Origin of the sequence: Ilumatobacter sp. (genome assembly GCF_965215205.1) — a bacterium.
Classification (GTDB): Bacteria; Actinomycetota; Acidimicrobiia; order Acidimicrobiales; family Ilumatobacteraceae; genus Ilumatobacter_A.
The window spans coordinates 1,839,034-1,865,040 of record NZ_OZ244049.1; the positions used below are offsets into that span (position 1 = coordinate 1,839,034).

Below are 26,007 nucleotides of genomic sequence, written 5' to 3' on the forward strand. Positions count from 1 at the left end.
TCCGCATCGGTCGTGAGCACCTCTCGCTTGAGCTCGCAGCGCCGGTCACGACGGCGCCGTCCGCTCGGTCCCGTCGCCGTTCGGAGGGGCGCGTCTGGCAAGCTCGGGTCATGTCCGACCGCGTCAGCATCTCGATCACCGACGGAATCGCCGATGTCCGTCTCGACCGCCCCGACAAGCGCAACGCGCTCGACAACGCGATGTTCTCGGCGATCGCCGAAGCAGGTGAGCGCCTCAAGTCCGAGGAGGGGGTGCGCGTCGTCGTCCTGTCGGGCGAGGGTGCCTCGTTCTGCGCGGGTCTCGACTTCTCGTCCATGCAGTCGCTGGCCGACACCGGCTCCGACGCCGACCGGTCGTCGTCGGACGGGGACGCCGGGCCTGGCCGGATCGACGAGGGCAGCACGACCCACCTCGGTCAGCAGGTCTGCTGGGTCTGGCAGGAGGTCCCGGTTCCGGTCGTGGCGGCCGTCCACGGGCACGCGCTCGGCGGAGGTCTCCAGATCGCGCTCGGCGCCGACATCCGCATCGTCCACCCGGACACGAAGATGTCGGTGCGCGAGGTGCACTGGGGGCTCGTTCCCGACATGACGGGGACGTTCGCGCTCTCGAAGCTGGTGCGCCCCGACGTCGCTCGGGAGCTGACGTACACCGCACGCGTCTTCGACGGCACCGAGGCCCACGCGCTGGGTCTCGCGACCCGCCTCAGCGACGACCCGCGCGCGGACGCGATGGCCCTCGCGACCGAGATCGCGAGTCGCAGCCCGAGCGCCGTGCGCGGGGCCAAGCAGCTCTTCAACGGCATGGACCACCCCGGTGCCGCAGCCCAGTTCGCGCAGGAGCGACGGGTGATCGGCAGCCTCATCGGAGGATCCCACCAGGTCGAGGCGGTCATGTCCGGGTTCGAGGACCGGGCCCCCGTCTTCGCCGACTGACCCGTTCGCCGACCGACCCGATGGCGCGGACTCGCGACGTCGCCACGCCATCTCGTGCGGTCGGTGTGCGCCGGGGGCGCGAGGATGGCACCATGCTGATCGACCGCATCCGTGCCGACCTGACCCAGGCGACGAAGGACCGCGACTCCGATCGCCAGCGCACCCTGCGCTCCGTGATCGCCGCGGTCCAGGAGGAGCAGGTGTCGGGATCGGAGGCGACCGTGCTCGACGACGAGGGGGTGACCCGTGTGCTGCGCGCCCAGGTCAAGCGACGCGCCGACGCCGCCGAGGCGTTCGAGGCAGGCGGTGCGGCCGCTCGCGCCGATGCGGAGCGCTCCGAGCTGGCGATCATCGAGACGTACCTCCCCGCCAGCCTGGACGACGACGAGCTCGACCGGATCGTCGGCGACGTGCTCGATCGGGAGGGGTTCGCGGCGATGTCGGACATGGGCCCGGCGATGAAGGCGGTGAACGCCGAGGTGGCGGGTCGCGCCGACGGGCGGCGCGTCGCCGATCGGGTCCGCTCCCGGCTGAGCTGAGCGCCCGGGGCCGACCGGCGCGCAGGCGAGCGCGCCGGATCCGATCCCACCGCGGAGCCCGTTCGCCCCTAGACTGGGACCACGTCGGGGACAGGCCCGACTCCGCGCACCGAACCACCCCCGACGGGCGGTCACGGGCGGGGACCCGCCGTCCGGTCAGCGTCGACCGCCGGCTCCGTGGAGCGGTCAACGACGACCGACGCGGTGTTCGATCGACCGACCGGGCCAGCGCGCCCGCTCCGAAGGATGTGACGATGATCCCAGGTAGCCACGACGTCGACCGTCGGCCCCCCGGCCCGGTCGGGCTGTACGACCCGCGCGAGGAGCACGACGCGTGCGGGGTGTCGTTCGTGGCCAACATGCGGGGGATCCGCTCCAACGAGCTGGTCGTCACCGGCCTGACGGCGCTGACGAACCTCGAGCACCGGGGGGCGACCGGGGCCGAGCCCGACACCGGGGACGGCGCCGGGATCCTGCTCCAGATCCCCGATGCGCTCTACCGCGCCGTGGTCGACTTCGAGCTCCCCGACGAGGGTTCCTACGCCACCGGGATCGCCTTCCTCCCGGTTGACGACGACGCGTGCGAGAAGGCCCGGACGGCGATCGAGGGCGCCGTCGGAGACGCCGGGCTCCAGGTGCTCGGGTGGCGCGATCTCCCCGTCGATCCGAGCTGCCTCGGGCACACCTCGCGCTCGGTGATGCCGACGTTCCGCCAGATCTTCGTCAGCGACCCCGGCGGCGCGACCGGGATCGACCTCGACCGCAAGGCGTTCGTGGCGCGCAAGACCTCCCGGCGCGAGCTGGTCGGCGAGCTCGACACCTACTTCGCCTCCCTGTCGTCGCGCACGGTCGTCTACAAGGGGATGCTGACCACGCCTCAGCTCAGCTCGTTCTTCGACGACCTCACCGACCCCCGGATCGAGTCGGCGCTGCTGCTCGTGCACTCCCGCTTCTCGACCAACACCTTCCCGTCGTGGCCGCTCGCCCACCCGTACCGCTTCGTCGCCCACAACGGGGAGATCAACACGGTCCAGGGCAACCAGAACTGGATGCGCGCCCGCGAGGCGATGCTCGAGAGCGAGCTGCTCCCCGGCATCGACCGCGCGTTCCCGATCTGCACCCCCGGCGCGTCCGACACCGCCCGCTTCGACGAGGTGCTCGAGCTGCTCCACCTCGGTGGCTACCCCCTGCACCACGCGGTGATGATGATGATCCCGTCCGCGTGGGAGAACGACCGGACGATGAGCGCGGAGCTGCGCGACTTCTTCCGCTTCCACGCCTCGATGATGGAACCGTGGGACGGGCCCGCCAGCGTCACCTTCACCGACGGCAAGATGATCGGCGCGACCCTCGACCGCAACGGTCTGCGCCCGAGCCGGTACTGGGTGACCGACGACGACCTCGTCGTGATGGCCTCCGAGGTCGGCGTGATCGACGTCGACCCGTCGAAGGTGGTCGCCAAGGGCCGCCTCCAGCCCGGGAAGATGTTCCTCATCGACACCGACGCCGGGCGGATCGTCGGCGACGACGAGATCAAGGCGACCCTCGCCGCCGAGCACCCCTACGGCGAGTGGCTCGAGGCGGGGATGGTCGAGCTCGGCCACCTCCCCGAGCGCGATCACGTCGTGTTCAGCCACGACAGCGTGCTGCGCCGCCAGCAGATGTTCGGCTACACCCACGAGGAGCTCAAGATCCTGATCGCACCGATGGCGTCGCGGGGGATGGAGGCGCTCGGTTCGATGGGGACCGACACCCCGCTCGCGGTGCTCTCGGAGCGGCCGCGGTTGGTGTTCGACTACTTCAAGCAGCTGTTCGCGCAGGTCACCAACCCCCCGCTCGACGCGATCCGCGAGGAGGTCGTCACCGCGGTGTCGTCGACGGTCGGCCCGGAGGCCAACCTGCTGCGCCCGGGTCCCGACAGCTGCAAGCAGCTCGCGTTGCCGTACTCGATCATCGACAACGACGAGCTGGCGAAGATCATCCACATCGACGACGACGGCGAGTACCCGGATCTGAAGGCGAAGGTGCTGTCGGGACTGTTCCGGGTGGAGAGCGGCGGAGCCGGTCTCGCCGCGGCGATCGACCGGGTCTGCCAGCAGGCCTCCGAGGCGATCGAGGACGGCGTCCGCATCCTGGTGCTCTCCGACCGCAACTCGGACTCGATCGACGCACCGATCCCGTCGCTGCTGCTGACCTCGGCGGTCCACCACCACCTGGTGCGCACCAAGCAGCGCACGATGGTCGGCCTCGTCGTCGAGACCGGCGACGCCCGCGAGGTGCACCACATGGCGCTCCTGATCGGGTACGGCGCCGGCGCGATCAACCCCTACCTGGCGTTCGAGTCGATCGAGGACCTGATCGCCGAGGGGATGCACGGCATGGACGGGCTCGACCCGCGCCGAGCGATCCGCAACTACATCACGGCCGCCAACAAGGGCGTGCTGAAGGTGATGTCGAAGATGGGCGTCTCGACGGTCGCGTCCTACTGCGGGGCGCAGATCTTCGAGGCGATCGGCCTCGGCGCCGGCCTCGTCGACCGCTACTTCACCGGGACGATCTCCAAGCTCGGCGGCATCGACCTCGAGGAGCTCGCGGCCGAGGTCGCGGCTCGCCACGCGATGGCCAACCCCCGTCGCCCCGAGGAGCGCGCCCACCGCAAGCTCGAGCTCGGCGGCGAGTACCAGTGGCGCCGCGAAGGCGAGCACCACCTGTTCGACCCCGAGACCGTCTACAAGCTGCAGCACTCGACGCGCAGCGGGCGCTACGACGTGTTCAAGGAGTACACCTCGCTCGTCGACGACCAGTCCGAGCGACTGATGACGCTGCGCGGGCTGTTCGAGTTCGACTCCGAGCGCCCACCGGTCCCGATCGAGCAGGTCGAGCCGGTGTCGGAGATCGTGAAGCGCTTCTCGACCGGTGCGATGAGCTACGGGTCGATCTCGGCCGAGGCCCACGAGACGCTCGCGATCGCGATGAACCGCCTCGGCGGCAAGTCGAACACCGGCGAGGGCGGTGAGGACGCCGACCGCCTCTACGACCCCGAGCGGCGATCGTCGATCAAGCAGGTCGCATCCGGGCGCTTCGGCGTCACCGCGGAGTACCTGACCAACTCCGACGACATCCAGATCAAGATGGCCCAGGGCGCCAAGCCCGGCGAGGGGGGCCAGCTCCCGGGGCACAAGGTGTACCCCTGGATCGCGAAGACCCGCCACTCCACACCCGGTGTCGGGCTGATCAGCCCCCCACCGCACCACGACATCTACTCGATCGAGGATCTCAAGCAGCTGATCCACGACCTGAAGAACGCGAACCCCGAGGCGCGCGTGCACGTCAAGCTCGTCGCCGAGACCGGCGTCGGGACGGTGGCGGCCGGGGTGTCGAAGGCGAAGGCCGACGTCGTGCTCATCTCCGGCCACGACGGCGGGACGGGAGCCAGCCCGCTGACCTCGCTGAAGCACGCCGGCGGCCCGTGGGAGCTCGGCCTCGCCGAGACCCAGCAGACGCTGATGCTGAACGGGTTGCGCGACCGCATCGTCGTCCAGGCCGATGGTCAGATGAAGACGGGGCGCGACGTGGTGATCGCCGCCCTCCTCGGTGCCGAGGAGTTCGGGTTCGCGACGGCGCCGCTGGTCGTCTCCGGGTGCATCATGATGCGCGTCTGCCACCTCGACACCTGCCCCGTCGGCATCGCCACCCAGAACCCGCTGCTGCGTGACCGCTACTCGGGCAAGGCCGAGTTCGTCGTCAACTTCATGCAGTACGTGGCCGAGGAGGTGCGCGAGATCATGGCTCGGCTCGGGTTCCGCACGGTGGAGGAGATGGTCGGCCACGTCGAGTGCCTGGACACGCGCCCGGCGATCGACCACTGGAAGGCGTCGGGCCTCGACATCGCCCCGATCCTGATGCCCCCGCTCAACCCCTACGAGCAGACGATGCACCGCAGCGTCGCCCAGGACCACGAGCTCGACGAGGCGCTGGACCGGTTCCTGATCGAGCGTGCCGCACCGGCGATCGCCGACGGTGAGCCGGTGACGATCGAGACCCCGATCCGCAACATCAACCGCACGGTGGGGACCCTGCTCGGCCACGAGGTGACCAAGCGGTGGAAGGGCGAGGGCCTGCCCGACGGCACCATCCGGATCACCTTCACCGGCTCGGCCGGGCAGAGCTTCGGGGCGTTCGTCCCGACGGGCATGGAGATGCGCCTGATCGGCGATGCGAACGACTACGTCGGCAAGGGCCTGTCGGGTGGTCGCCTGATCGTGCACCCGCACCCGGACGCGCCGTTCGCCGCCGAGAAGCAGATCATCGCCGGCAACGTGATCGGCTACGGCGCGACCGGTGGCGAGATCTTCCTGCGTGGCGTCGTCGGGGAGCGCTTCTGCGTGCGCAACTCGGGGGCGCTCGCGGTCAGCGAGGGCGTCGGCGACCACGGCTGCGAGTACATGACCGGCGGACGGGTGGTGGTGCTCGGCGCGACCGGGCGCAACTTCGGTGCCGGGATGTCGGGGGGGATCGCGTTCGTCCACGACGCGATCGGCGACTTCGCCGAGCGCGTGAACCACGAGATGGTGCGCGTCGAGGAGCTCGACGGTGACGACCGGGCGTTCCTCCACGAGACGGTGGTCCGCCACCGCGACCTGACCGGCTCGACGGTGGCGGCGTCGATGCTCAACTCGTGGGCGGTCGAGGTGTCGAGGTTCCGCAAGGTGATGCCGATCGACTACAAGCGGGTCCTGACCGTGATCGCCGAGAGCGAGAACGCCGGGCTCGACGAGGAGCAGACGGTGGAGAAGATCATGGAAGCGGCGCGCGCGTGAGCGTGCCGATGGCGCACGCACGCCGCGACGACGAGGAGGTCCGACATGGGTAAGCCGACCGGGTTCCTGGACTACGGACGGTCCACACCGCAGCACCGACCGGTCCCGGTCCGGATCAAGGACTGGAAGGAGGTCTACGAGCCGTTCCCCGCCGAGGCGCTCAACGAGCAGGCGGCGCGGTGCATGGACTGCGGCATCCCGTTCTGCAACAACGGCTGCCCGCTGGGCAACCTGATCCCCGACTGGAACGACCTCGTCTACCGCGACCAGTGGCGCGACGCCATCGAGCGCCTCCACGCGACGAACAACTTCCCGGAGTTCACCGGCCGGCTGTGCCCGGCTCCGTGCGAGTCGGCGTGCGTGCTCGGGATCAACCAGAGCCCGGTCGCGATCAAGCAGATCGAGGTCGAGATCATCGACCGGGCGTTCGCGGAGGGGTGGGTCGTCCCCCACGTGCCCACGGTGCGCACCGGGAAGAAGATCGCCGTCATCGGATCGGGGCCGGCGGGACTCGCCGCCGCCCAGCAGCTGACCCGCGCCGGCCACGACGTCGTCGTCCTCGAGCGGGCGGACCGCATCGGCGGCCTGCTGCGCTACGGGATCCCCGAGTTCAAGATGGAGAAGCGGCACATCGACCGCCGCCTCGAGCAGATGGAGGCCGAGGGGACCGAGTTCCGCGTGAACGCCGGCGTCGGGGAGTCGGTCGACATGGAGGTGCTGCGCGCGTCCCACGACGCGGTCGTCCTCGCCTGCGGTTCGACCCAGTGGCGCGACCTCCCGATCCCGGGGCGCGAGCTCGACGGGATCCACCAGGCGATGGAGTACCTGCCCCCGTCGAACCGCGTGCAGCTCGGCGACATCGACCGCTCGCCGATCGACGTCGGCGGCAAGCACGTCGTGATCATCGGCGGCGGCGACACCGGTGCCGATTGCCTCGGCACCGCGCACCGCCAGGGCGCCGCATCGGTGACGCAGCTCGAGATCATGCCGCGTCCGCCCGAGGAGCGTGCCGCCGAGCGCAACCCGTGGCCCCAGTTCGCGATGGTGTACAAGGTGACCTCCGCCCACGAGGAGGGCGGTGAGCGCCTGTACAGCGTGAACACCGAGGAGTTCGTGGACGACGGCAGCGGCCGGGTGGCGGCGCTGCGCCTCCACGAGGTCGAGATGGTCGACGGCCGGTTCGCGAAGGTGGAGGGCTCCGATCGCGAGATCCCGGCCGACTTCGTGTTCCTCGCGCTCGGCTTCGTCGGCCCGGAGAAGGGTTCCTGGCTCGACGAGATGGACCTGGTCTACGACGAGCGTGGGAACGTGGCGCGCGACGAGCGGTACATGACCAACCGGCCCGGGGTGTTCGTCGCCGGCGACATGGGTCGCGGCCAGAGCCTGATCGTGTGGGCGATCGCGGAGGGCCGGGCGGCCGCGGCCGGTGTCGACGAGTACCTGATGGGCGAGACCCGGCTCCCGGTGCCGATCCCCCCGACGGCGCGCCCGTTGGCCTAGCCGACCACGGCCTAGGATCGCGGATCATGACGACGAGGACGACAACACGGCGGGGCGCGCTCGTCGGGCCGCTCGCGGTCGCCTGCCTGCTGCTGGCGGGGTGCGGCGCGAGCGACTCCGAAGCGTCGGAGGGGACGATCGTCCCCCTCGACACGGGGCAGACGAACTACCAGACGATCGCCCCGGAGACGACCGAGCCCCCCGCCCCCGTCGACACGGCGACCCAGGAGGACGATCCGGAGCCGGCCGGATCGACGTCGGACTACGTCGTCAAGGCCGGCGACATCCCGAACGCCGTCGCGAACAAGTTCGGCATCACGTTCCAGCAGCTCCAGGACGCGAACCCCGGCACCGACTTCGCGACCACGTTCAACATCGGGATGGTCATCAAGATCCCCGGGGGCGGTTCGTCGGGGTCGTCCGACGCCAGCTCGTCGGGGTCGTCCGAAGGAGGGTCCGCGGACGGCTCCTCGTCCGGGTCGTCCGACGGAGGGTCCGCGGACGGCTCGTCGTCGGGCTCCGACGCCGAGGAGACCGGCGAGACGGTCCCGTCCCCGGGCGACAACTGCTCGGAGGGCTCCTACACGGTGGCCTCGGGCGACTTCCCGAACTCGGTGGCCCAGAAGTTCGGCGTCAGCTTCGACCGCCTGCAGGCGGCGAACCCGTCGGTCGACTTCCTCACCTCGTTCCCGGTGGGGCTCGAGATCACGATCCCGGCCAAGGAGGACTGCTGAGGCCGGTCGACGCCGTCACGGCCCGCCGCCACCGTCCTCAGAGCTGATCGAACACGAAGTTCATCTCCTTGACCTGTTCCATCGTGGCGCTGGAGCGTGCCGAGTAGCGGTGACCGGGGAAGAGGATCGTGTCGTCGGGCACCCGCCCGAGGAGCCGCAGGCTCTGGACCATCTTCGCCGGATCGGCGCCCGGCAGATCGGTGCGCCCGCAGCCCTCCAGGAACAGGGTGTCGCCGGCGACGAGGCGACCCTCGACCAGGAAGCACTGGCTCCCGGGGGTGTGGCCCGGGGTGTGCAGCAGGGTGATGTCGACCGCGCCGATCGACAAGACGTCACCCGAGTCGTGAGCCACCAGGTGCTCGTCCGTGACGCCGGTGGTGCGCGCGACCCACTCGGTCTCGTCGGTCTGGACGTGGATCGGGCAGTCGACGCGGTCGAGCAGCGCGGCGATCCCGTCGATCGAGTGGCCCATCATCGACCCGCCGACGTGATCGGGGTGGTAGTGGGTGGCCAGCACCCCGGTGACGGACATGTCGTCGGCCTCGACGAGGTCGACGAGCTCGGAGACGGCGTACGCCGGGTCGACCAGGACGCACTCGCCGGTCGAGCGGTCGCCGATCGCGTAGACGAAGTTGACCATCTGCTGCGCGAGCACGTCGCCCTCGGCGAAGTCCTTCCCCGAGAGCAGCTGGCGGAAGTACAGGCGGTCGTCACTCATCGGGGCCAGTCTGGCAAATCCCCCTACGCTTCGGCGCATGTTGCCGCTGGAGCGCCTCGTGGAGGGTCAGGTCGTCGTGTTCGGGGGCGACCGGGTGACCCACGTCCCCGCCGAGATCGCGGACGCGTTCGAGCCGGGTGATCGGCTGGTCGTCGTCCAGGCCACCGGCGACCTGCTCCACGTGCCGTCCGCCGAGCACCGCCTCGTCGAGGAGGCGGTGACGGACGCCGTCGACGCCTTCGCGCAGCTCGCCCGCTGCGACGACGACCAGATCACCGCGTTCTTCGCCGCCTTCGCGTCCCGCCTGGGCGACGACGCGACCTTCGCACCGATCGCCGCGGCGAACGCCGCCGACGTGGAGGCGGCCCGGGGCCGCGGTCGGTCGACGACGCGCCTCGAGCTCACGGGGTCGATGCGCGCCGCGATGGTCGAGGGGCTGGCGGGGTGGGAGCGGGCCCCGTCGCGGCGCGACGCCGTCGTCGAGACCCTCGACCACCGAGGATGGGGCATCGAGGCCCGGCGGGCTCCGCTGGGGGTCGTCGCGTTCGTGTTCGAGGGCCGCCCGAACGTGTTCGCCGACGCCTGCGGCGTTCTGCGCAGCGGCAACACTGTCGTGTTCCGCATCGGTTCCGACGCGCTCGCGACCGCCCGAGCCATCTCCGAGCACGCGCTGGTTCCGGCGCTCGCCGAGTCGGGGCTGCCCGTCGGAGCGGTCCGCCTCGTCGACTCGCCGAGTCGCAGCGCCGGCCACGCCCTGTTCAGCGACCGCCGACTCGCGCTCGCCGTCGCCCGAGGGTCGGGGGTGGCGGTCGCCCAGCTCGGAGCGGTCGCGTCCCAGGCCGGGATCCCCGTCTCGTCCCACGGGACCGGCGGAGCCTGGATCGTCGCGGGGGAGGGGGCCGACGGCGCCGCTCTGCGGGACGCGATCACCCACTCGTTGGATCGCAAGGTGTGCAACACGGTGAACGTCACGGCGGTGACCCGGTCGCGAGCCGAGGAGTTGGCGCCGTTCGTGCTCGCCGGCCTCGAGCGGGCGGCGCAGCGGCGCGGGACGAACGGGCGGCTCCACGTCGTGCGCGGATCGGAGGGGTACGTCCCCGCCGCGATGTTCACCGAGACGGTCCCGGTCGCCCGTGCGGGGGGCCCGGTCGACGAGCCGCGCGCGACGCGCCTCGACGCCGGCGACCTCGGGGTCGAGTGGGAGTGGGAGGGCTCACCGGAGATGACGCTCGTGGTCGTCGACGACGTCGACGGCGCGGTGCTCGCGTTCAACCGCCACAGCCCCCGCTTCGTCGCGTCGCTGATCAGCGCCGACCCCGACGAGCACGCCAGGTTCTACGCGGACGTCGACGCGCCCTTCGTCGGCGACGGCTTCACCCGGTGGGTCGACGGTCAGTACGCGCTGCACCGGCCCGAGCTCGGGCTGTCCAACTGGGAGGGCGGTCGGACGCTCGGGCGCGGCGCGATCCTGTCGGGGGACAGCGTGCACACGATCCGCTACCGGGCGACGATCGGCGACACCTCGCTGCACCGCTGACCCGTCGGGGCGAGGCCCGCGAGCCGTGCTGCGACCGTATCCTGCGCTCTGCGATGGAGACGGCACCCCCACCCCGCTCCCCGTGGGGACCGCCGACCACCCCGCCGGGTGAGGTCGACTGGTCGCGCCACGCCGTTCCGATCGCACGCGCCGAGCGAGCACCGCACCCGACGCTCCCGCTCGCGGCCGGCGCCGGGGCGCTGGTGGTGCTCGTCGTCTCGCTCCTCGGGTCGAAGGTGGTGCTCGACCTCCTCGTCGACCGGGGATGGCCGGTGGTCGTCTACGTGGCGCTGCTCGCAGTGGCCGGGTACGGACCCTCGCTGATGTGGTGGTGGTACGCGTCGCGCCGGTGGGGGACGGGTCGTCGATGGCGTGACGTGGGGGTCGTCCCACGGTGGTCCGACATCGGGTGGGGTCCGGTGGTGTGGTTCGCGACCGTCGCGATCCAGGTGGTCGTCGGAGCGATCGTGCTGTTCGCAGGAGTCCCGCTCGCGAACAACACCGACGACATCGCGTCGTTCGACGTCGATCGGACCTACACCGTCGCGATCGTGATCACCGCCGTGGTCGCCGCCCCGATCGTGGAGGAGCTGGTGTTCCGCGGGTTGGTGATGCGCTCGCTGCTGTCGAAGCTGCCGGCGCTCCCCGCGATCGGGCTCCAGGGCATCCTCTTCGGGGTGGCCCACGTCGATCCCGTCCGCGGAGCGGGGAACATCGGCCTCGCGATCGTGCTGTCGGCGGTGGGCACCTCCTTCGGCGGCGCCGCCTACCTCCTGCGGCGGATCGGCCCGACGATGGTCGCTCACGCCCTGTTCAACGGGATCGTGATGATCCTGCTCCTGACCGGCATCCGCGACCGCATCATCGAGCAGAACCCCGACGTCTTCGACGACCTCGGGTCAGTCGTCGAACAGGTCGCGGTTGTCGATCAGCCGCACCTCGCCGAACCACACGGCGGTGGCGATCCGCACGAGGCCCGGTGAGCGCTCGAGCGAGGTGAGGTCCTCCACGGCCCGCAGCGAGCTCGCGTCGAACACCTCGGTGTACTCGAGCGACGCCTCGGGCTCGCGGGCGACGACCCCGGCGGCGGCGGCGATGACCTCGGTGGTGGTCGCCTCCCCCGAGCGAGCGAGCGCGCACGCCGCGTCGAGCGAGCGCGGCACGCAGACCGCGGCGGCCCTCTGGATCGGGGAGAGCCGGACGTTGCGGCTGGAGAGCGCGACCCCGTCGTCCTCGCGCACGACGGGGTGGCCGACGATCTCGATCCCGGTGTCGAGATCGGCTGCCATGCGGCGGATGATCGCGAGCTGCTGGTAGTCCTTCTGCCCGAAGACGGCCACGTCGCTGTCCACCGCTCCGAACAGCTTGGTGACGACGGTGGCGACGCCGTCGAAGTGGCCGGGCCGCATCGGGCCCTCCATCACCTCGGCGAGCGCGCCCGGCGTGACCGAGGTCTCGAACTCGGGCGGGTACATCGCGGCGGCGGTCGGCGCGTAGACGGCGGCCACCCCGTGCCGGGCGCACACGTCGACGTCATCGTCGATCGGGCGCGGGTAGCTGTCGAAGTCGGTCGGGCGGTCGAACTGCAGCGGGTTGACGAAGACCGAGACCACCACGTCGTCGCAGCGGCGCGCCGCATCGACGATCAGCTCGAGGTGACCGCGGTGCAGCGCGCCCATCGTGGGGACGAGGCCGATCGTGCGGCCGTCTCGACGTCGGGACCGGCTCCACGTCCGCATCTCGTCGGGGGTGGCGAAGATCTCCATCGGTCGGTCACCGTGTCACGCGGTCCGGATGCGCAACGCATCCGGCACGAGGTCGGCGTGCGCCGGCGCGTCCCCGACCGTCGTCGCCGCGACGACGGCGTGGGTGCACGCGAGGGCGAAGGTGTCCGCCGCTGCCACCAGCAGCAGGTTCAGCGCGACCACCCGTTCGCGGTGGCCCGCGGGGACAGCGGTCTCCCCGGTCGCCACGGTGAACACCGTGTCGCCGTCCGTCATCGCGTGGGCCGGGCGCACGGCGCGGGCGAGCCCGTCGTGGGCGACGGCGGCGACCTTGGAGCACTCCGCCTTGTCGAGCGCCGCCGAGGTGGCGACGACACCGATGGTGGTGTTCAGCTCCGCGCCGCGCTCGGCGCCGAGCGCCGTCCGCACCGCGTCGAGCTCGGCGGCCGAGACCTCCCGGGTCGTCGCCGGACCGATCTCCCACGGCAGGCCGATCCGCGGGTCGATCACCGAACCGTTCGCGTTGACGACCGCGACGGCCCCCACCGTGATCGGCCCGACGGCGGTGTCGACGATCGTCGAGGCGGTGCCGACACCACCCTGGAGACCGCCGGCGCGCGCGCCCGTCCCGGCTCCGACGGCGCCCCAGCGCGGCGTCGAGCGGGCGGAGAGCGCAGCGCGCGCCGCCCGCGCCCCGAAGTCGCGGTCCGGCCGGTTCGCGAACGACCCACCCCGGCCGAGGTCGAAGATGACCGCCGCCGGCACCACGGGGACGACGTGGTCGCGGATCGGGAACCCGAGGCCGCGCTCCTCGAGCACGGCCACCACGCCGTCCGCGGACGCGAGGCCGTACGCGCTCCCTCCGGTGAGGGTGATCGCGTGGATCGTGCGGACCAGGTTCTCGGGGCGCAGCGCGTCGGTCTCGCGGGTGCCGGGGCCCCCACCGCGCACGTTGACCCCCGGGGTGGCCCCCGCGGCGACGGTGACGACCGTCGTCCCCGACTGCCACCCGCGCCCGGTCCGCTGGTGATGGCCCACCCCGACGCCGTCGACGTCGAGGATCGACCCGAAGGGGGTGACGTCCACGACGGCATCATGGCAGCCCGCCGTGCGGTCACCCGTCCCCGGCCGCCCTCGGGCTGCGACCTCGGGGACGAGCCGTGGCAAGCTCGGTGCGCCGCCGGCATCACCGGGATCGCCGGCGGTGGCGTGCCGGGCCCGAGCCCGGCGGGAAGGGACCGCGCAGCGTGGAGCAGATCGAGATCGAGGACCGAGGACCGGTGAGGATCGTGCGCCTGCACCGTCCCGACAAGCTGAACGCCTGGACGCCGCGGATGCACGCCGAGCTGTTCGCGGCGATCACCGCGGGCAACGACGACGGCTCCGTCGGCGCGTTCGTCGTCACCGGATCCGGTCGCGGCTTCTGCGCGGGTGCCGACATCGGTGAGGTGTTCGCCGCGCGCGCCGAGGGTGCCGTCGACGCCGACGGTCGGCGGGCGGACGAGGCACGCGGCGACTGGGTCGCGCTGATCCGGTCGTCGAAGCCGGTCGTCGCCGCGATCAACGGAGCCGCGATCGGCGTCGGGCTCACGCTGACCCTGCCGATGGACTTCCTCGTCGCGGCTCCGGAGGCGAAGCTGTCGGTGCGCTTCGTGAAGATGGGGCTGGTCCCCGAGCTCGCCTCGTCCCACTTCCTCGTGCAGCGGTGCGGGTGGGGGAGGGCGTCGGACCTCTCGCTGTCGGGTCGGACGGTGCTCGGTGACGAGGCGCTCCAGATCGGGCTCGTCGACGAGATCGCGGATGACGTGGTGGCCGCCGCGATCGAGCGCGCGCAGACGTACGCGACGAACGCCCCGCCGTCGCTGCGCCTCACCAAGCGCCTGCTCACGCAGAACTCGAGCGAGACCGACCTCGCGCTCGTGCAGCGGCGGGAGATCGAGGCCCTCCACGAGGCGTACGAGACCAGCGAGCACCGCGAGGCGATCGCCGCGTTCGCCGAGAAGCGCGAGCCCTCGTTCCGCTGACGGCGCGCCGGCGAGCGGCTCGCGTGGTCGCCGGGACGGCCGTCGTCCGGCCGCCCGCCGGATCCGCCCTCAGCGGCCGTCGAAGCGGATCAGCTCGAAGTCGAGGGTCGCCGGGTCGGCGCCCATCCGCTGGTCGGCGAAGCGGGCGTTGACCGCGTAGAGCGACCCGAGGGCGAACGCCGCCGTGGTCGGCGTCGCCGCGTCGTCGTCCGTGATGCGGTCGGTCACCGTCCCCGACGTCAGGTCGCCCGCGAGCTTCACCACCGCGATGCGGTCGAGGACGTTCTCGACCACGTACAGCGTGCGTCCGCGCAGCAGCAGGCCGTCCGCGCTCGAGACGTCGCCGTCGAGCTCGATGCGCGTCGCCTCGGCCGTGCCGTCCTCGGGGGAGGGGTCGACGACGTAGAGCGCGCTCCCCGACCCGTCGACGGGATCGGTGCTCTGGGCGATCACGAGCCGGGTGGCGCGGCCTCCGCCGGTCGAGACGATCCCGTTGGCGTTGAAGCCGTCCGCCAGCTCGAAGTCGCCGGTCAGCTCGAGCGCCTGCGGATCACCGAGCGATCCGTCGGCGCCGAGGGGGACGCGGTAGACCACCGAGCGGAACGAGTCGGTGGCGTAGACGGCGTCGGGGGTCACCGTGACGTCGTTCACGAAGGTGCCGGGCCCGTCGGAGAGGCTCAGCGTGGCGATCTCGTCCCCGTTCGACGTGTCGTAGACCCGCAGCTCACCGCTCGGGCCGCCGGCGACGTACAACCGGTCGCCATCGAGCGCGAGGCCCACCGCCGGTGCACCCGGGGCGTCGTCACCTGCGACGAGCGACGTCTGCTCCCCGGTGATCAGGTCGACCGTGACGATCTCCCCGGTCGTGAGCGAGCCCGCGTAGGCGGTCCGTCCCCGCGCTGCGATCCCCTCGGCCTGGAAGCCGGTCGGTTCGCTCGCATCGGTCGTCAGCTCGACGGTCTGCGGGAACGGGGGAGCGGCGCCGACCGAGCTCGAGGTGAGCGAGACCACCGGGGCGACGGTGGCGGCGATGGCGGAGAGAGCGATGGTGGTTCGGCGCATGTGGGGGGTTCCTCGTGGAGTCGGGTGCGGTCACCCCACGGTGGCCCCTGCGGGTGCGTTCCAAACCCGAGCCTCGTCCGACGCCCTCGTCGAACCGCTCCGATGGTGCGCCCCGAGCGGCCGATCAGTCCCAAAGCCGGCGGAGCTCGGGCTCGGGATCGTCGACGACCTCCGGATCCGGCCCGATCCGACGAGTCGCGCGTCGGTCGAGATCGAACGCCGCCCAACCGGGGTCGGCGTCGCGGACGAAGGCGACCACGGAGCCCGCGAAGTCGTCGGCGACCTCCTGGCGGCGCGCGTCGGCTCCGGTGAGCGTCTCGGCCCCCTGCGACGACAGCGTGTCGAACGCGTACGGGATGTCGAGGCCGTGGCAGGCGCCGAGGATCCCGCCGAACGCGGTGGAGACCTGATCGAACAGGTACATCCACGTCGCGACGCCCGATCGCGCCCGCGCCTCGCCGATGCGCTGCGCCGGGCGGCGGAACACCTCGTCGGTCTGCATCGCCGACACCAACCCGCTCGCGCTCTCGCCCGGGCGGCGGCGCCGGTAGGTCTCGATCGCCACCGCCGCCCGTTCGCCGAGCCGCGCCGCGAACTCGCGCTCGACGTCGCTGTCGCCCCATCCGGCGCGCGTCGGGTCGAAGGCGGTGAACAGGAGCATCTCGTCGCGGTTGGTGCCGATCACCAGGGGCCGCTGGTCACCGCCGGCGCGCTCGAGGACCGGGTCGGGGAGGGCATCGGTCCCCTCGGTCGGGGCGAAGTTCCGCATCCCGGCGGTCGCCATCGGGAACCGCAGCTGGGCGTCGAGGATCGCCTCGACGGTCGCCGTGCGCGGATCGTCGCCGCCGAGCAGGTCGAGGAACGACCGCTCGAGGCGCTCGCCCTGCTCGCGGGTGCGGAGCTGGAGGATCGACGGGCTCATCGCCCAGACCGCGTGGACCAGATCGTCGGCGGTGGGCGCCGCGAGCAGCGAGAGGGCGGCCGACCCCCCGGCCGACTCGCCGACCACGGTCACCCGATCCGGATCGCCGCCGAAGTCGGTGACGTGGCGGCGCACCCACCGCAGCGCCGAGATCTGGTCGAGGGTGCCGAGGTTCCGCGACCCGAGGAAGCCGAGGGCGCCGAGGCGGTAGTTGACGGTGACGACGACGATGTCGCCGCGCTCGGCGAGGGGAGCACCGTCGTACCAGGGGATCGCGGCGGTCCCGGTGACGAAGGCCCCTCCGTGGATCCACACCATCACCGGCCGGCGCGCCCCGTCGCACGCCGGGGTGAACACGTTGAGGAAGAGGCAGTCCTCGCTCGCGGCGAGCTCGGAGGATCCGAGCATCCGCTCCAGCGCGCCGGCCACCTGGGGGGCCTGCGGCCCGAAGCGCGTCCCGTCGTCGACCGAGACGACCGCCTCGACGTCGACGGGGGGCTCGAAGCGCTCGGCCGTCGCGAACCGGATGCCCCGGAACTCACGGCTCGCGCCGCGGTCGATGCCGCCGAGATCGGTGCCCGTCACGACGGCGACGCTACCGGCGCGACCATCGCCTCGCCGTGGGAACGGCGCCGGGCCTCGTCGTCGATCGCGGCGGCGTCGCCGTACAGCAGGGCGGGGGCGGTGGCGACCATCGGGACGAACAACCCGGTCGCGAGGAAGGTGATCGCGACGTAGCTCCACAGCGGGACGCCGTCGAGGAGGACGAGCAGCCCGAGCTGGAGCGCGCTGTTGAGCAGCGCGGCGAGGGCGACGAGCACGAGCAGGGTGGCGCCGGTGTTCCACCACCTCCCCTGCACCAGCGCCCCGCTGCGGCGCAGCGCGTCACGGCCGCTCAGCCCCTCGGTCGTCGCGACCGGGATGACGAACTGGTACCGGACGATCTGGCGGATGGCGAGGGGGATGCCCACGACGGTCAGGGCCAGGATCGCGACCACGGCGAGGGCGAGGCCGAGGGAGAGCACGATCGCGCCGCCGCGATGCAGGGCGAGGTCGACCGCGGCGCGCAGCGTGCGCTCCTCGTCGCGGCTCTCGAGGTGCCAGTACGCCGACACGAGGACGCTGACCACCAGGAACATCACCGACGTCAGCAGCGCCGCGACGGTCTGGGCGGCGGTGAACGACCCGACCCACCCGACGACGGCGACGACCAGCGCCAAGGGGACGTAGAGCACGGCGATCCCGAGCAGCGCTCCCCTCGAGCTGACGTAGCAGGTGACCGCCGCACGCAGCTTCTGGCCGACTCGGCGGCGCTCGCGCAGCGGCGTCGGCGAGACGGCCGTCCACTCCGTGCGACCGACGAGGCCGCGCACGACGAGCAGCGCCAGAGCGCCGATCACCAGCGACCGCAGCGGCGACACCTGGGCGGAGCGCCACTGGTTCGACGCGAACTCGACGACCGAGCAGAACGAGGTGAGGACCGTCGAGTTCGCCTCCTCCCCGCCCGGGACCTGCGCGGACGCGGAGCGCAAGCCGTCGTGCCACTCGATGGGGCGATCCCACCGCGGCTTGGTCGTCGGCCCGGTCGGACCGTCGAAGGGCCCGCTGCCGCGCTCGCCCCAGCGTCCCTCGAAGTCGAGCCACGCCAGCTCCGCTGGGCCGTCGTCGGCGGAGTCGGGCAGCAGCACCACCTCCGGGCGGATCTCGCGCACGTTGTCGGTCGTCGTGTCGCACCCGATGCCCTCGTTGCCACGCCGACCGAGGAACAGGGCGCGCTCGAAGTAGCTGGCGTGGGAACCCCGGGAGGGGTAGACGACCGGGTGGTCGCCGTCGAGCTCGAGCTCGTCGCCGCCCCACGACGTCCGCTCACCTCCCTCGTGCTGCGCGTAGCCGACCTCCACCGGTGCCGCGTCCAGCGCCTCGTCGACCGAGGACGCCTCGAACAGCAGCTGGATGAACTCCCAGTCGCTCTCGTGCTTGTTGTTCCAGTCGTTGTAGTACCAGTACAGCCAGTACTGGACGGCGAGGAGGCCGGGAGCGTCGTCCTGGGCCACGACGTGGGCGTACACGACGGCGGGCCGCCCGCGCGAGTACTCGCGGTAGTCGCGCTCGTAGACGCACCCGAGCTCGACCGCGATCCCGTTGAAGTCGAGGAAGAACCCCGCGCCACGCCCGCGCAGGTCCCGTGCGGTCGGAGCGCGGGTGACGACCGGGTCGCCGGCTCCGGCCTGGCGCAGGGTGACGTCGTCGTTGCCCAGGACCAGGTCGACCGACATCGGCGCGAACGGTTCGCCCTCGGGGTCGCACTCGGAGCGCTGGGGTGCGACGCGCACGATCGGGGCGTGGCGCTCGACGAGCTCGCGCGCCGCGTCGGAGATCGGCTCGGCGCGGGCGGGGGTGGCCGACCCGCTCGCGATCGTCGCGATCACGACCACCGCGAGCGCGAGGGGTCCGAACCGCGCTGCCCACAGCATGCGGATCGAACCTACCCGCCGACCACCGGTGCGACGAGACGCGCTGCGTGCCGTACCGTTGCGTGGTGCACGGACGAGGATCGCGCCCCGAGCCCACCTCGCACGGCCCGGCTCCAGGTGGCGGTCGGCGGCTCGGCGCGGCGCTGCGCGGGGTCGCCGGCGAGCTCGTCCACCGCGGGTGGGACGCCGCCTGCGAGGTGGCGGCGATCCGATCCGGGACGCGCCGGGGCGACCGCTTCGGCCGGTTCGGCGCGGGCAGCGTCATCTGCTTCCCCCCGACCGCTCTGCTCAACGAGCGCTACGTGCGCATCGGCCGCGACACCGTCTTCGGCCCCGGGATGACCCTGTCCGCCGGGATGGGCGAGGGCCAGCGGATGGTGACCGACCCGGTCGTCGAGATCGGGGACCGGTGCCTGTTCGGCAAGGGGAGCGCGATCGTCGGGCACCTCGAGATCCGCATCGGCGACGACGTGTGGACCGGTCACCACGTCTACATCACCGACCAGAACCACGGCTACGAGGACCGCGATCTGCCGATCTCGCGCCAGGCCATGCCCGAGCGGCCGGTGTCCGTCGGCGACGGCTCGTGGCTCGGCCACGGGACCGTGGTGCTGCCCGGTTCGCGGATCGGGCGCCACGTCGTGGTCGGGGCGAACAGCGTGGTGCGCGGGTTCCTGCCCGACCACTGCATCGCCGCGGGAGTCCCGGCGCGCGTGATCCGTCAGCTCTGAGCCGCGGCCCGCCCGGTCCCGTCGACCGCACCGACCCGGGCGGGGAGCCCGGTCCCCCCGGCCGACGACGACTGCGCGGCCAGGGTCGCGGCGCGGCCGTCGGCGGTCTGGGCCTGCACGACGTAGAACGCGGCCTCCCTGGCGAGGCGCTGGGCCGGGTGCGACAGCTCCATCGCACGACCGCCGGCGGCGGCGAGCGCCGCCGTCGTGGCCCGCCGGGCGAGGTCGAGGTTCGACGCCCGGTGCTCGGACGCCCGGTCGACGACGTCGGCGCGGCGGACGTCGTCGGTGTCGCTCGCCGCCGGTTCGAGCGCGCGTGCGAGCGCCTCGTCGGTCTCCCACGCCGCGGCGAGATCTCGGCGCAGGCCCGAGACGGCGGCCCGCGCGCCCGCGTCGGAGCCGTCGATCCCGGCGATCGCCCGGTGGGCCACGCCGAGCGCCGCGGGTGAGCCGCGGGCGGAGCGCACCCGGTCCGCCGCTCGCCATCGATCGGCGACACCGATCGAGACCACGTCGGCGTCGCCGACGTGGAGCCGGTCGAAGCGCAGCGCGGCGGTCCGCGTCGCGGCGAGGACCGGGAGCGCGAGCGGTTCGGCGTGGATCGACGGCACGGTCGTCGACGTCGACGTCGGACCCTCGACGAGCGCCCACACCACCCGGCCGTCGTCGGTCTCGGCCGCGACGGTGAACACGTCCGCGATCCCCCACGAGGTCGTCCACGGCGCCCGTCCCTCGATGCGCCACCCACGGGGCTCGCGGTGGGCGGTGATCATCGGGGGACCGGGTCGGCGGAGGTGGGCGAAGGCCGTCCCCGCCCGCACCTCACCGGCGCACATCGGAGCCAGCCAACGCTCGCGCAGGTCGTCGCGCTCGCCGGCGGCGAGCAGCCCGACGACGCCGTGGTGCTGGGCCCACACGAAGAAGGTCGCCCCGCATCCGCCGGCCAGCGCGGCGAACGTCCGACGCAGGCGGTCGCCGTCGAGCGCGGATCCGCCGGCCGAGCGTGGGCCCGCCACGCCGAACAGCCCGGCGTCGGAGAGCGCGTCGAGGTGGGACGCCGGGACGCTCGTGGAGCGGTCGACGACCTGGGCCGCCGGGGCCAGGAGGTCGTCGGCCACCGCCTGCGCCCGTCGCACGAGCTCGTCGGGGTCGGCGGTGCCCGACGTCGCACCGGGATCGTCGAGCGGCACCCGGGTCACCTACACGACGCCGGAGCGGGGCGGCGCGCAACTCGGCATCTCGTTGTCGCCCGCGAAGGTCTCGATGCGCTCGGTGATCGGCACGCCCTGCACCGCCGTCTCGGTGAACGGGCCGTCGCGACCCGCACGGAGGCGATCCGCGTAGTCGTAGCGGTCACGCAGCAGGGTGCGGTAGTCGGCGATCCAGTCCGGCACGATCGCACGGCCCTTGTCGTCGGCCGGGGTGACGGCGGTGATGTCGTCGAGCATCCCCGAGAGCAGGTCGGTCGAGCGCACGACGAGGTCGGCGCGGACGCCGATGTCGGGGGAGGCCTGCAGCTCGAGGCGGCGGAGCTCGACCTCGACCGGTGCGCAGATCTCCTCGGCGCGCGCCGCCCAGGCGCGATCCTCGATCTTGTTGACCGCCGTCTTGTCGATGAAGAACAGCGCCCAGATCCAGAACGCGGCGAACCCGATGGATCCGACGACCAGCGCGACCCGGGCGACGAGGGAGCCGGCGCGGCGCGAGCCCTCGGGCGTGCGCTCGTCGGTGGGTTCGTCGTCACCGAAGCGCGGCGCACCGGGTTCGCGCTGGGCGTCGGCAGGAGTCACCACGACTCCCGACGCTACGGCACGTGCCCGCTGGTAGAAACGCGCCGTGACGGTCGACGACGCCCCCGCGCCCTCCTCCGGGCCCCGACGTCGCTCGCGCCGGACCCGCTTCGGGCGGGTGCGCGCCGACCTCGCCCTGATCCGGTCGATGCTGACGCTGCACCCGCGCTCGTTCGCGCTGTCCTTCGCCGGGGCGGCGGTGTTCGCCGTCGGCACCGTCGCATCGAGCTTCGCGCTCCGTTGGGTGATCGACGAGGTGGTGCTCGCCCGCTTCGCCGACGGCGAGGTGGCCACCGCGACGGTGATCACCGGGGTCGCCCTGATCGTGGGGATCGGGATCGTGCGCGCGGTCGGGGTGGTCTTCCGACGGGCGTTCGCCTCGACCGGCATGTGGAGGGTCGCGCAGAGCTACACCGATCAGGTCCTCGACCGGCTGATCCGCCAGCCGGTGTCCTGGCACCGCCGCCACGCCGACGGCGACCTGGTCGCCCGGGCGGGCGTCGACACCGAGACGACCGTCAGCGTGATCGCGCCCATCCCGTTCGCCACGAGCACCCTCGTGATGATCGCGGTCTCGACGGTCTGGCTGTTCGCGATCGACGTCTGGCTCGGTGCGGTGGCCGTCGTCGTGTTCCCCCTCGTCGTGGTGACCAACGTGGTCTACGAGCGCTCCGTCACGGGCTACTACGCCCGCGCCCAGGAGCAGCTCGGCGACTTCTCGGCGGCGGTCCACGAGAGCTTCGAGGGGGTGCAGCTCGTCAAGTCGTACGGCGCGGCGGATCGCGAGACGCGCCGCCTCGCCTCCCTCGCCGACCGGGTGCGCGCCTCGCGCGTCGAGGCCGTGGTGCGGCGGAGCTGGTTCGAGGCCCTCACGGACATGATCCCGGCGCTCGCGAACATCGGCCTCGTCCTGCTCGGCGCCGCGCGCGTCGAGTCGGGCGACATCACGGTCGGTGACTTCTCCAGCGTCATCTTCCTGTTCACCCTGCTCGTCCTCCCGCTGCGGCTGATCGGGTACGCCCTCTCCGAGCTGCCGCGCTCGATGGCCGCCTGGACGAGGATCCAGGCGATCGTGCGCGAGGACGTGCTCGACGACCCCGCCGCCTCGATCCGACGACCTCCCGAGGGCGTCGGGATCGCGCTCCGCGGGGTGGGCTTCTCCCACGAGGGCGACGACGAGCCGACGCTCGTCGACGTCGACCTCGAGCTGGCGCTCGGCACGATCACCGCCGTGGTCGGCGCGACCGGTGCGGGGAAGTCGACCCTCGCCGACGTCGTGCTGGGGCTGACCGCCCCGACGACCGGCTCGGTCGCGCTCGCCGCCGGCCCGCGCGCGATCGTCCTGCAGGAGGCGTTCCTCGTGTCGGGCACGGTGCGCGACAACGTCGCGTTCGGCGGTGACGTCGACGACGACCAGGTGTGGGCGGCGCTCCACGTCGCCGCGGCCGACGAGTTCGTCGCCGGTCTCCCGGGCCGGCTCGACACGGTCGTGGGCGAGCGTGGCGTGAGCCTCAGCGGCGGGCAGCGCCAGCGGGTGGCGCTGGCGCGCGCCCTGGTCCGCTCGCCGCGGATCCTGGTGCTCGACGACACCACCTCGGCGCTCGACCCGGCGACGGAGGCCGTCGTCCTCGAGCGGCTGCGGGCGGCCCTCGACGCGACCGTGCTGCTGATCGCGTCGAGGCCGTCGACCATCGCGCTCGCCGACGACGTCGTCTACGTGCGGGCGGGGAGGGTCGCGGGGCACGGTCCCCACGACCGGTTGCTCGCCGACCAGCCCGGGTACCGCGATCTGGTGCGCGCGTTCGAGACCGACCGGAGCGCGGCGCGGTGACCGAGGCGGCGATGTCGTCGAGCCTCGACGTCGAGGAGTCGGCGACGACCACGATCCGGCGCGGGCTGCGCGCGGCCCCCGTCCTGCGCCACGGTCTGTGGATCACGTTCGCGCTCGCGGCCGTCGGCTCGGCCGGGCGCGTCGTGGTGCCGATCCTCATCCAGCAGGCGATCGACCGGGGGATCGCGGGTGCCGACGGCGACGGCGCCGACGCGGTCGACGTCGGGCTCGTCGCGCAGCTGTGCGTGCTGGGGGCGATCGCGGTGGTGATCGCCGCCGTCGCGTTCCGCCAGGCCCAGTACCGGCTCGGGGTGCGCAGCGAGCAGGCGCTGCAGGACCTGCGCGAGCGACTGATCGCCCACATCCACGGCCTGAGCCTCGCCGACCACTCCGAGGAGCGCCGGGGAGCTCTCGTCGCGCGCGTGACCAGCGACATCGAGACGCTCGCCCAGTTCTTCCAGTGGGGTGGGATGTCGTGGATGCGCAACTCGGCGCTGATGGTGATCGTGGCGACGGTGATGGTCGTGTACGACCCGTTGCTCGCGACGGTCACGTTCGTCGTCGCGATCCCGCTCGCGCTCGTGCTGCGCATCGTGCAGAAGCGGCTCGTCGTCGCCCACGGCCGAGCGCGCGAGCGCAACGGCGACATGCTCGGGGCGATCGCGGAGGTCGTGTCGGGCTCGACGACGATCCGCGCCTACGACGCGGGCGACCACATGGGCGGCATCGTCCGCGACGCGACCGAGAGCAAGGCGCGCGAGCAGATCCGCGCCGCGTGGATCGGGGCGTTCCTGTTCCCGTCCGGGGAGGTCTTCTCGGTGCTCACCGTGTCGGCGGTCGTCGTGGTGGGGGTGGCGCGCGGCGACGCCGGCGGCCTCACCGCGGGGGCGATCGTCGGGTTCGTGTTCCTCACCTACCGGTTCCTCGAGCCCGTCGCGGAGTTCACCGAGATCATCGACCAGACCCAGACCGCCGTCGCGGGGCTGAGGCGCGTGCTGACCGTCCTCGACCTCCCGGTCGGACCGCCGGCCCCGGCCGACCCGTCGCCGCTGCGGTCCGGACCGATCGGGATCGAGGTGGTCGACGTCTCCTTCCGCTACCCGGCGACGACGGTCGACGTCGTCGACCACGTCTCGATCGCGATCCCCGCCGGCCAGCAGGTGGCGGTCGTCGGCGAGACCGGGTCGGGCAAGACGACGCTCGGTCGCCTCGTCGCGCGCTTCGCCGACGTCGGTTCGGGCACGGTGCGCATCGGCGGTGTCGACGTGCGCGACCTCGACGACGACGAGCTGCGTCGACGCCTCGTGGTCGTGTCCCAGGAGCCGTTCCTCTTCGACGACACCGTCCGCGCGAACGTGCGCTTCGCCCGGCCGGCAGCCGACGACGCCGCGATCGAGCGGGTCGTCGCCGATCTCGGCGCCGAGGAGTGGATCGACGCGCTCGGCGAGGGGCTCGACACCGTGGTCGGCCAGCGCGGAGAGCACCTCTCCGCCGGCGAGCGCCAGCTCGTGGCCCTGCTGCGCGCCGGGCTGGCCGACCCCGACGTGCTGATCCTCGACGAGGCGACCTCCTCGGTCGACGCCCTCACCGAGGTCCGCGTCGCGCACGCCCTCGAGCGGCTGTCGACCGGGCGCACGACCATCGCCATCGCCCACCGGCTGTCGACCGCCGCTCGAGCGGACCGCGTCCTCGTGCTCGACGCGGGACGCCTGGTCGAGGACGGGTCGCACGCCGAGCTGATCGCGGCCGACGGGACGTACCGACGCCTCCACGACGCCTGGGTCTCGGCGACCACGGTCGACGCCGACGACCGGCACGCCGGGCCGCACGCCCCCCACCGTCCGGACGCCTCGCACCGTCCGGACGGATCTCAGCGATCGAGGTCCAACCCGAGCGGAGCGGGACCGGTGACCTCCGACACGGTGCAGTCGAGATCGCGGTAGCGCAGACCCTGGACGACGGTGAACGAGCGGGTCCCTCCCGGCTCGACGTCGTCGACCTCGACCGATGCCGTGCGGTCGAGCGACTCGGGGCCCTCCGGTGCGAACTCGACCTCGATCACGTAGCTGCGCACCTCGCCCTCGAGGTTCTCGACCTCGCCGACGGCGGTGGTCTCCTCCTCGGAGCGAGCGCACGAGACGATCTCGACGCGGTGGGCTCCGGGGTCCTCGAAGCGGGCCACGGCCTGGACGAGGGCGACGCTGAACCACGTCCCGGCCGCGACGAAGCCGAGCGCGGCGATCCCGGTCACCAACCCGGCGTCGCCGGCGCCCGAGGTCCGCGGGTCACGGCGGGCTCGCACCCCCGCCACGATCGCGATCACCGCGAGGATCGCTCCGAGGGCGCACGCGAACGGGATCCAGCCGATCGTCAGCGCGGCGACCCCGCACGCCAGCGCGACCGTCCCCGCTCGCGACGGCGCCGTGGCGCTCCCCCTCGACGGAGCCGCGGCGGCCCACGACGGGTCGAGGGGTCCGACCGAGCGGTCCCCGTCGGTCGACACGTCCCCGGTCCACCGGACGCCGTTGTGGTAGCGCAGCTCGTGGTCGCCGGCGGGGTCGGGGTACCACCCGGCGGTGACGACCTGGCCCCGGCCGCCGCCGTCGCCGGAGCCGGCGCTGTCGTCGTCGCCTCCCGGGTTCGAGGGAACGTCCACGGCCACGGGTGGG

General features: G+C 72.6%; 20 protein-coding genes. 11 read left to right on the forward strand and 9 right to left on the reverse strand.

The window, feature by feature from the left end:
- Window positions 1-110: 110 nt before the first annotated feature.
- The 5 genes from ACOOHC_RS08595 to ACOOHC_RS08615 all read left to right on the forward strand — a co-directional run bounded on the left by ACOOHC_RS08595 (window position 111) and on the right by ACOOHC_RS08615 (window position 8,525).
- Window positions 111-932 (forward strand): crotonase/enoyl-CoA hydratase family protein, encoded by an 822-nt coding sequence (locus tag ACOOHC_RS08595; RefSeq protein WP_420453577.1) that lies wholly within the window; start codon window positions 111-113, stop codon window positions 930-932.
- 92 nt (window positions 933-1,024) lie between these two features.
- The gene (locus ACOOHC_RS08600; protein WP_420453578.1) at window positions 1,025-1,471 is read left to right on the forward strand and encodes a GatB/YqeY domain-containing protein; all 447 of its coding nucleotides are present in this window, start codon (window positions 1,025-1,027) and stop codon (window positions 1,469-1,471) included.
- 254 nt (window positions 1,472-1,725) lie between these two features.
- The gene (gene gltB / locus ACOOHC_RS08605; RefSeq protein WP_420453579.1) at window positions 1,726-6,291 is read left to right on the forward strand and encodes a glutamate synthase large subunit; all 4,566 of its coding nucleotides are present in this window, start codon (window positions 1,726-1,728) and stop codon (window positions 6,289-6,291) included.
- A gap of 45 nt (window positions 6,292-6,336) precedes the next feature.
- On the forward strand, window positions 6,337-7,791 hold the full coding sequence (locus tag ACOOHC_RS08610; RefSeq protein WP_420453580.1) for a glutamate synthase subunit beta: 1,455 nt from the start codon (window positions 6,337-6,339) through the stop codon (window positions 7,789-7,791).
- Window positions 7,792-7,817: 26 nt separating this feature from the next.
- Complete coding sequence (locus tag ACOOHC_RS08615) at window positions 7,818-8,525, forward strand: LysM peptidoglycan-binding domain-containing protein (RefSeq protein WP_420453581.1); 708 nt, start codon at window positions 7,818-7,820, stop codon at window positions 8,523-8,525.
- Between the two features lie 37 nt (window positions 8,526-8,562).
- On the opposite strand, the gene ACOOHC_RS08620 is transcribed toward ACOOHC_RS08615, so the two are convergent.
- Complete coding sequence (locus ACOOHC_RS08620) at window positions 8,563-9,243, reverse strand: MBL fold metallo-hydrolase (RefSeq protein ID WP_420453582.1); 681 nt, start codon at window positions 9,241-9,243, stop codon at window positions 8,563-8,565.
- 37 nt (window positions 9,244-9,280) lie between these two features.
- Between ACOOHC_RS08620 and ACOOHC_RS08625 the strand changes: the two genes are divergently transcribed.
- Both ACOOHC_RS08625 and ACOOHC_RS08630 read left to right on the forward strand, forming a co-directional pair.
- Window positions 9,281-10,780 carry an aldehyde dehydrogenase family protein gene (locus ACOOHC_RS08625; RefSeq protein WP_420453583.1) on the forward strand — a complete coding sequence of 500 codons (1,500 nt, stop codon included), beginning with the start codon at window positions 9,281-9,283 and terminating at the stop codon, window positions 10,778-10,780.
- Window positions 10,781-10,833: 53 nt separating this feature from the next.
- Window positions 10,834-11,763: a CPBP family intramembrane glutamic endopeptidase gene (locus ACOOHC_RS08630; RefSeq protein ID WP_420453584.1), complete on the forward strand. Its 930-nt coding sequence runs from the start codon at window positions 10,834-10,836 to the stop codon at window positions 11,761-11,763.
- On the opposite strand, the gene panC is transcribed toward ACOOHC_RS08630, so the two are convergent.
- Together panC and ACOOHC_RS08640 are read right to left on the reverse strand one after the other, a co-directional pair.
- Window positions 11,680-12,546, reverse strand: coding sequence for a pantoate--beta-alanine ligase (gene panC, locus ACOOHC_RS08635; protein WP_420453585.1), 867 nt, complete (start codon window positions 12,544-12,546; stop codon window positions 11,680-11,682). The two genes, ACOOHC_RS08630 and panC, sit on opposite strands and share 84 nt — an antisense overlap.
- Window positions 12,547-12,561: 15 nt before the next feature.
- On the reverse strand, window positions 12,562-13,590 hold the full coding sequence (locus tag ACOOHC_RS08640; protein WP_420453586.1) for a P1 family peptidase: 1,029 nt from the start codon (window positions 13,588-13,590) through the stop codon (window positions 12,562-12,564).
- Window positions 13,591-13,751: 161 nt separating this feature from the next.
- Here ACOOHC_RS08640 and ACOOHC_RS08645 point away from each other — a divergent pair, with 161 nt between their 5' ends.
- Entirely contained in the window at window positions 13,752-14,528 is a 777-nt protein-coding gene (locus ACOOHC_RS08645; protein ID WP_420453587.1) for an enoyl-CoA hydratase/isomerase family protein, read from the forward strand.
- A 69-nt stretch (window positions 14,529-14,597) separates the two neighbouring features.
- Here ACOOHC_RS08645 and ACOOHC_RS08650 read toward each other — a convergent pair whose 3' ends face one another.
- The 3 genes from ACOOHC_RS08650 to ACOOHC_RS08660 all read right to left on the reverse strand — a co-directional run bounded on the left by ACOOHC_RS08650 (window position 14,598) and on the right by ACOOHC_RS08660 (window position 18,986).
- Window positions 14,598-15,590: a YncE family protein gene (locus ACOOHC_RS08650; RefSeq protein ID WP_420453588.1), complete on the reverse strand. Its 993-nt coding sequence runs from the start codon at window positions 15,588-15,590 to the stop codon at window positions 14,598-14,600.
- 124 nt (window positions 15,591-15,714) lie between these two features.
- Window positions 15,715-17,097 carry a carboxylesterase/lipase family protein gene (locus ACOOHC_RS08655; RefSeq protein ID WP_420453589.1) on the reverse strand — a complete coding sequence of 461 codons (1,383 nt, stop codon included), beginning with the start codon at window positions 17,095-17,097 and terminating at the stop codon, window positions 15,715-15,717.
- Complete coding sequence (locus tag ACOOHC_RS08660) at window positions 17,094-18,986, reverse strand: hypothetical protein (protein WP_420453590.1); 1,893 nt, start codon at window positions 18,984-18,986, stop codon at window positions 17,094-17,096. The genes ACOOHC_RS08655 and ACOOHC_RS08660 overlap by 4 nt, the downstream gene beginning before the upstream one ends.
- Window positions 18,987-19,051: 65 nt before the next feature.
- Between ACOOHC_RS08660 and ACOOHC_RS08665 the strand changes: the two genes are divergently transcribed.
- A complete protein-coding gene (locus ACOOHC_RS08665) occupies window positions 19,052-19,717 on the forward strand; it encodes a DapH/DapD/GlmU-related protein (RefSeq protein ID WP_420453591.1) in 666 nt (221 codons plus the stop codon).
- Here ACOOHC_RS08665 and ACOOHC_RS08670 read toward each other — a convergent pair.
- Window positions 19,708-20,907: an acyl-CoA dehydrogenase family protein gene (locus ACOOHC_RS08670; RefSeq protein WP_420453592.1), complete on the reverse strand. Its 1,200-nt coding sequence runs from the start codon at window positions 20,905-20,907 to the stop codon at window positions 19,708-19,710. The two genes, ACOOHC_RS08665 and ACOOHC_RS08670, sit on opposite strands and share 10 nt — an antisense overlap.
- Before the next feature lie 9 nt (window positions 20,908-20,916).
- The gene (locus ACOOHC_RS08675; protein ID WP_420453593.1) at window positions 20,917-21,510 is read right to left on the reverse strand and encodes a hypothetical protein; all 594 of its coding nucleotides are present in this window, start codon (window positions 21,508-21,510) and stop codon (window positions 20,917-20,919) included.
- A 43-nt stretch (window positions 21,511-21,553) separates the two neighbouring features.
- Between ACOOHC_RS08675 and ACOOHC_RS08680 the strand changes: the two genes are divergently transcribed.
- Both ACOOHC_RS08680 and ACOOHC_RS08685 read left to right on the forward strand, forming a co-directional pair.
- The gene (locus ACOOHC_RS08680) at window positions 21,554-23,338 is read left to right on the forward strand and encodes an ABC transporter ATP-binding protein (RefSeq protein WP_420453594.1); all 1,785 of its coding nucleotides are present in this window, start codon (window positions 21,554-21,556) and stop codon (window positions 23,336-23,338) included.
- Window positions 23,335-25,281 (forward strand): ABC transporter ATP-binding protein, encoded by a 1,947-nt coding sequence (locus ACOOHC_RS08685; RefSeq protein WP_420453595.1) that lies wholly within the window; start codon window positions 23,335-23,337, stop codon window positions 25,279-25,281. The genes ACOOHC_RS08680 and ACOOHC_RS08685 overlap by 4 nt, the downstream gene beginning before the upstream one ends.
- Here ACOOHC_RS08685 and ACOOHC_RS08690 read toward each other — a convergent pair.
- Entirely contained in the window at window positions 25,209-26,000 is a 792-nt protein-coding gene (locus tag ACOOHC_RS08690; RefSeq protein ID WP_420453596.1) for a DUF2510 domain-containing protein, read from the reverse strand. The two genes, ACOOHC_RS08685 and ACOOHC_RS08690, sit on opposite strands and share 73 nt — an antisense overlap.
- Between the last annotated feature and the right edge of the window lie 7 nt (window positions 26,001-26,007).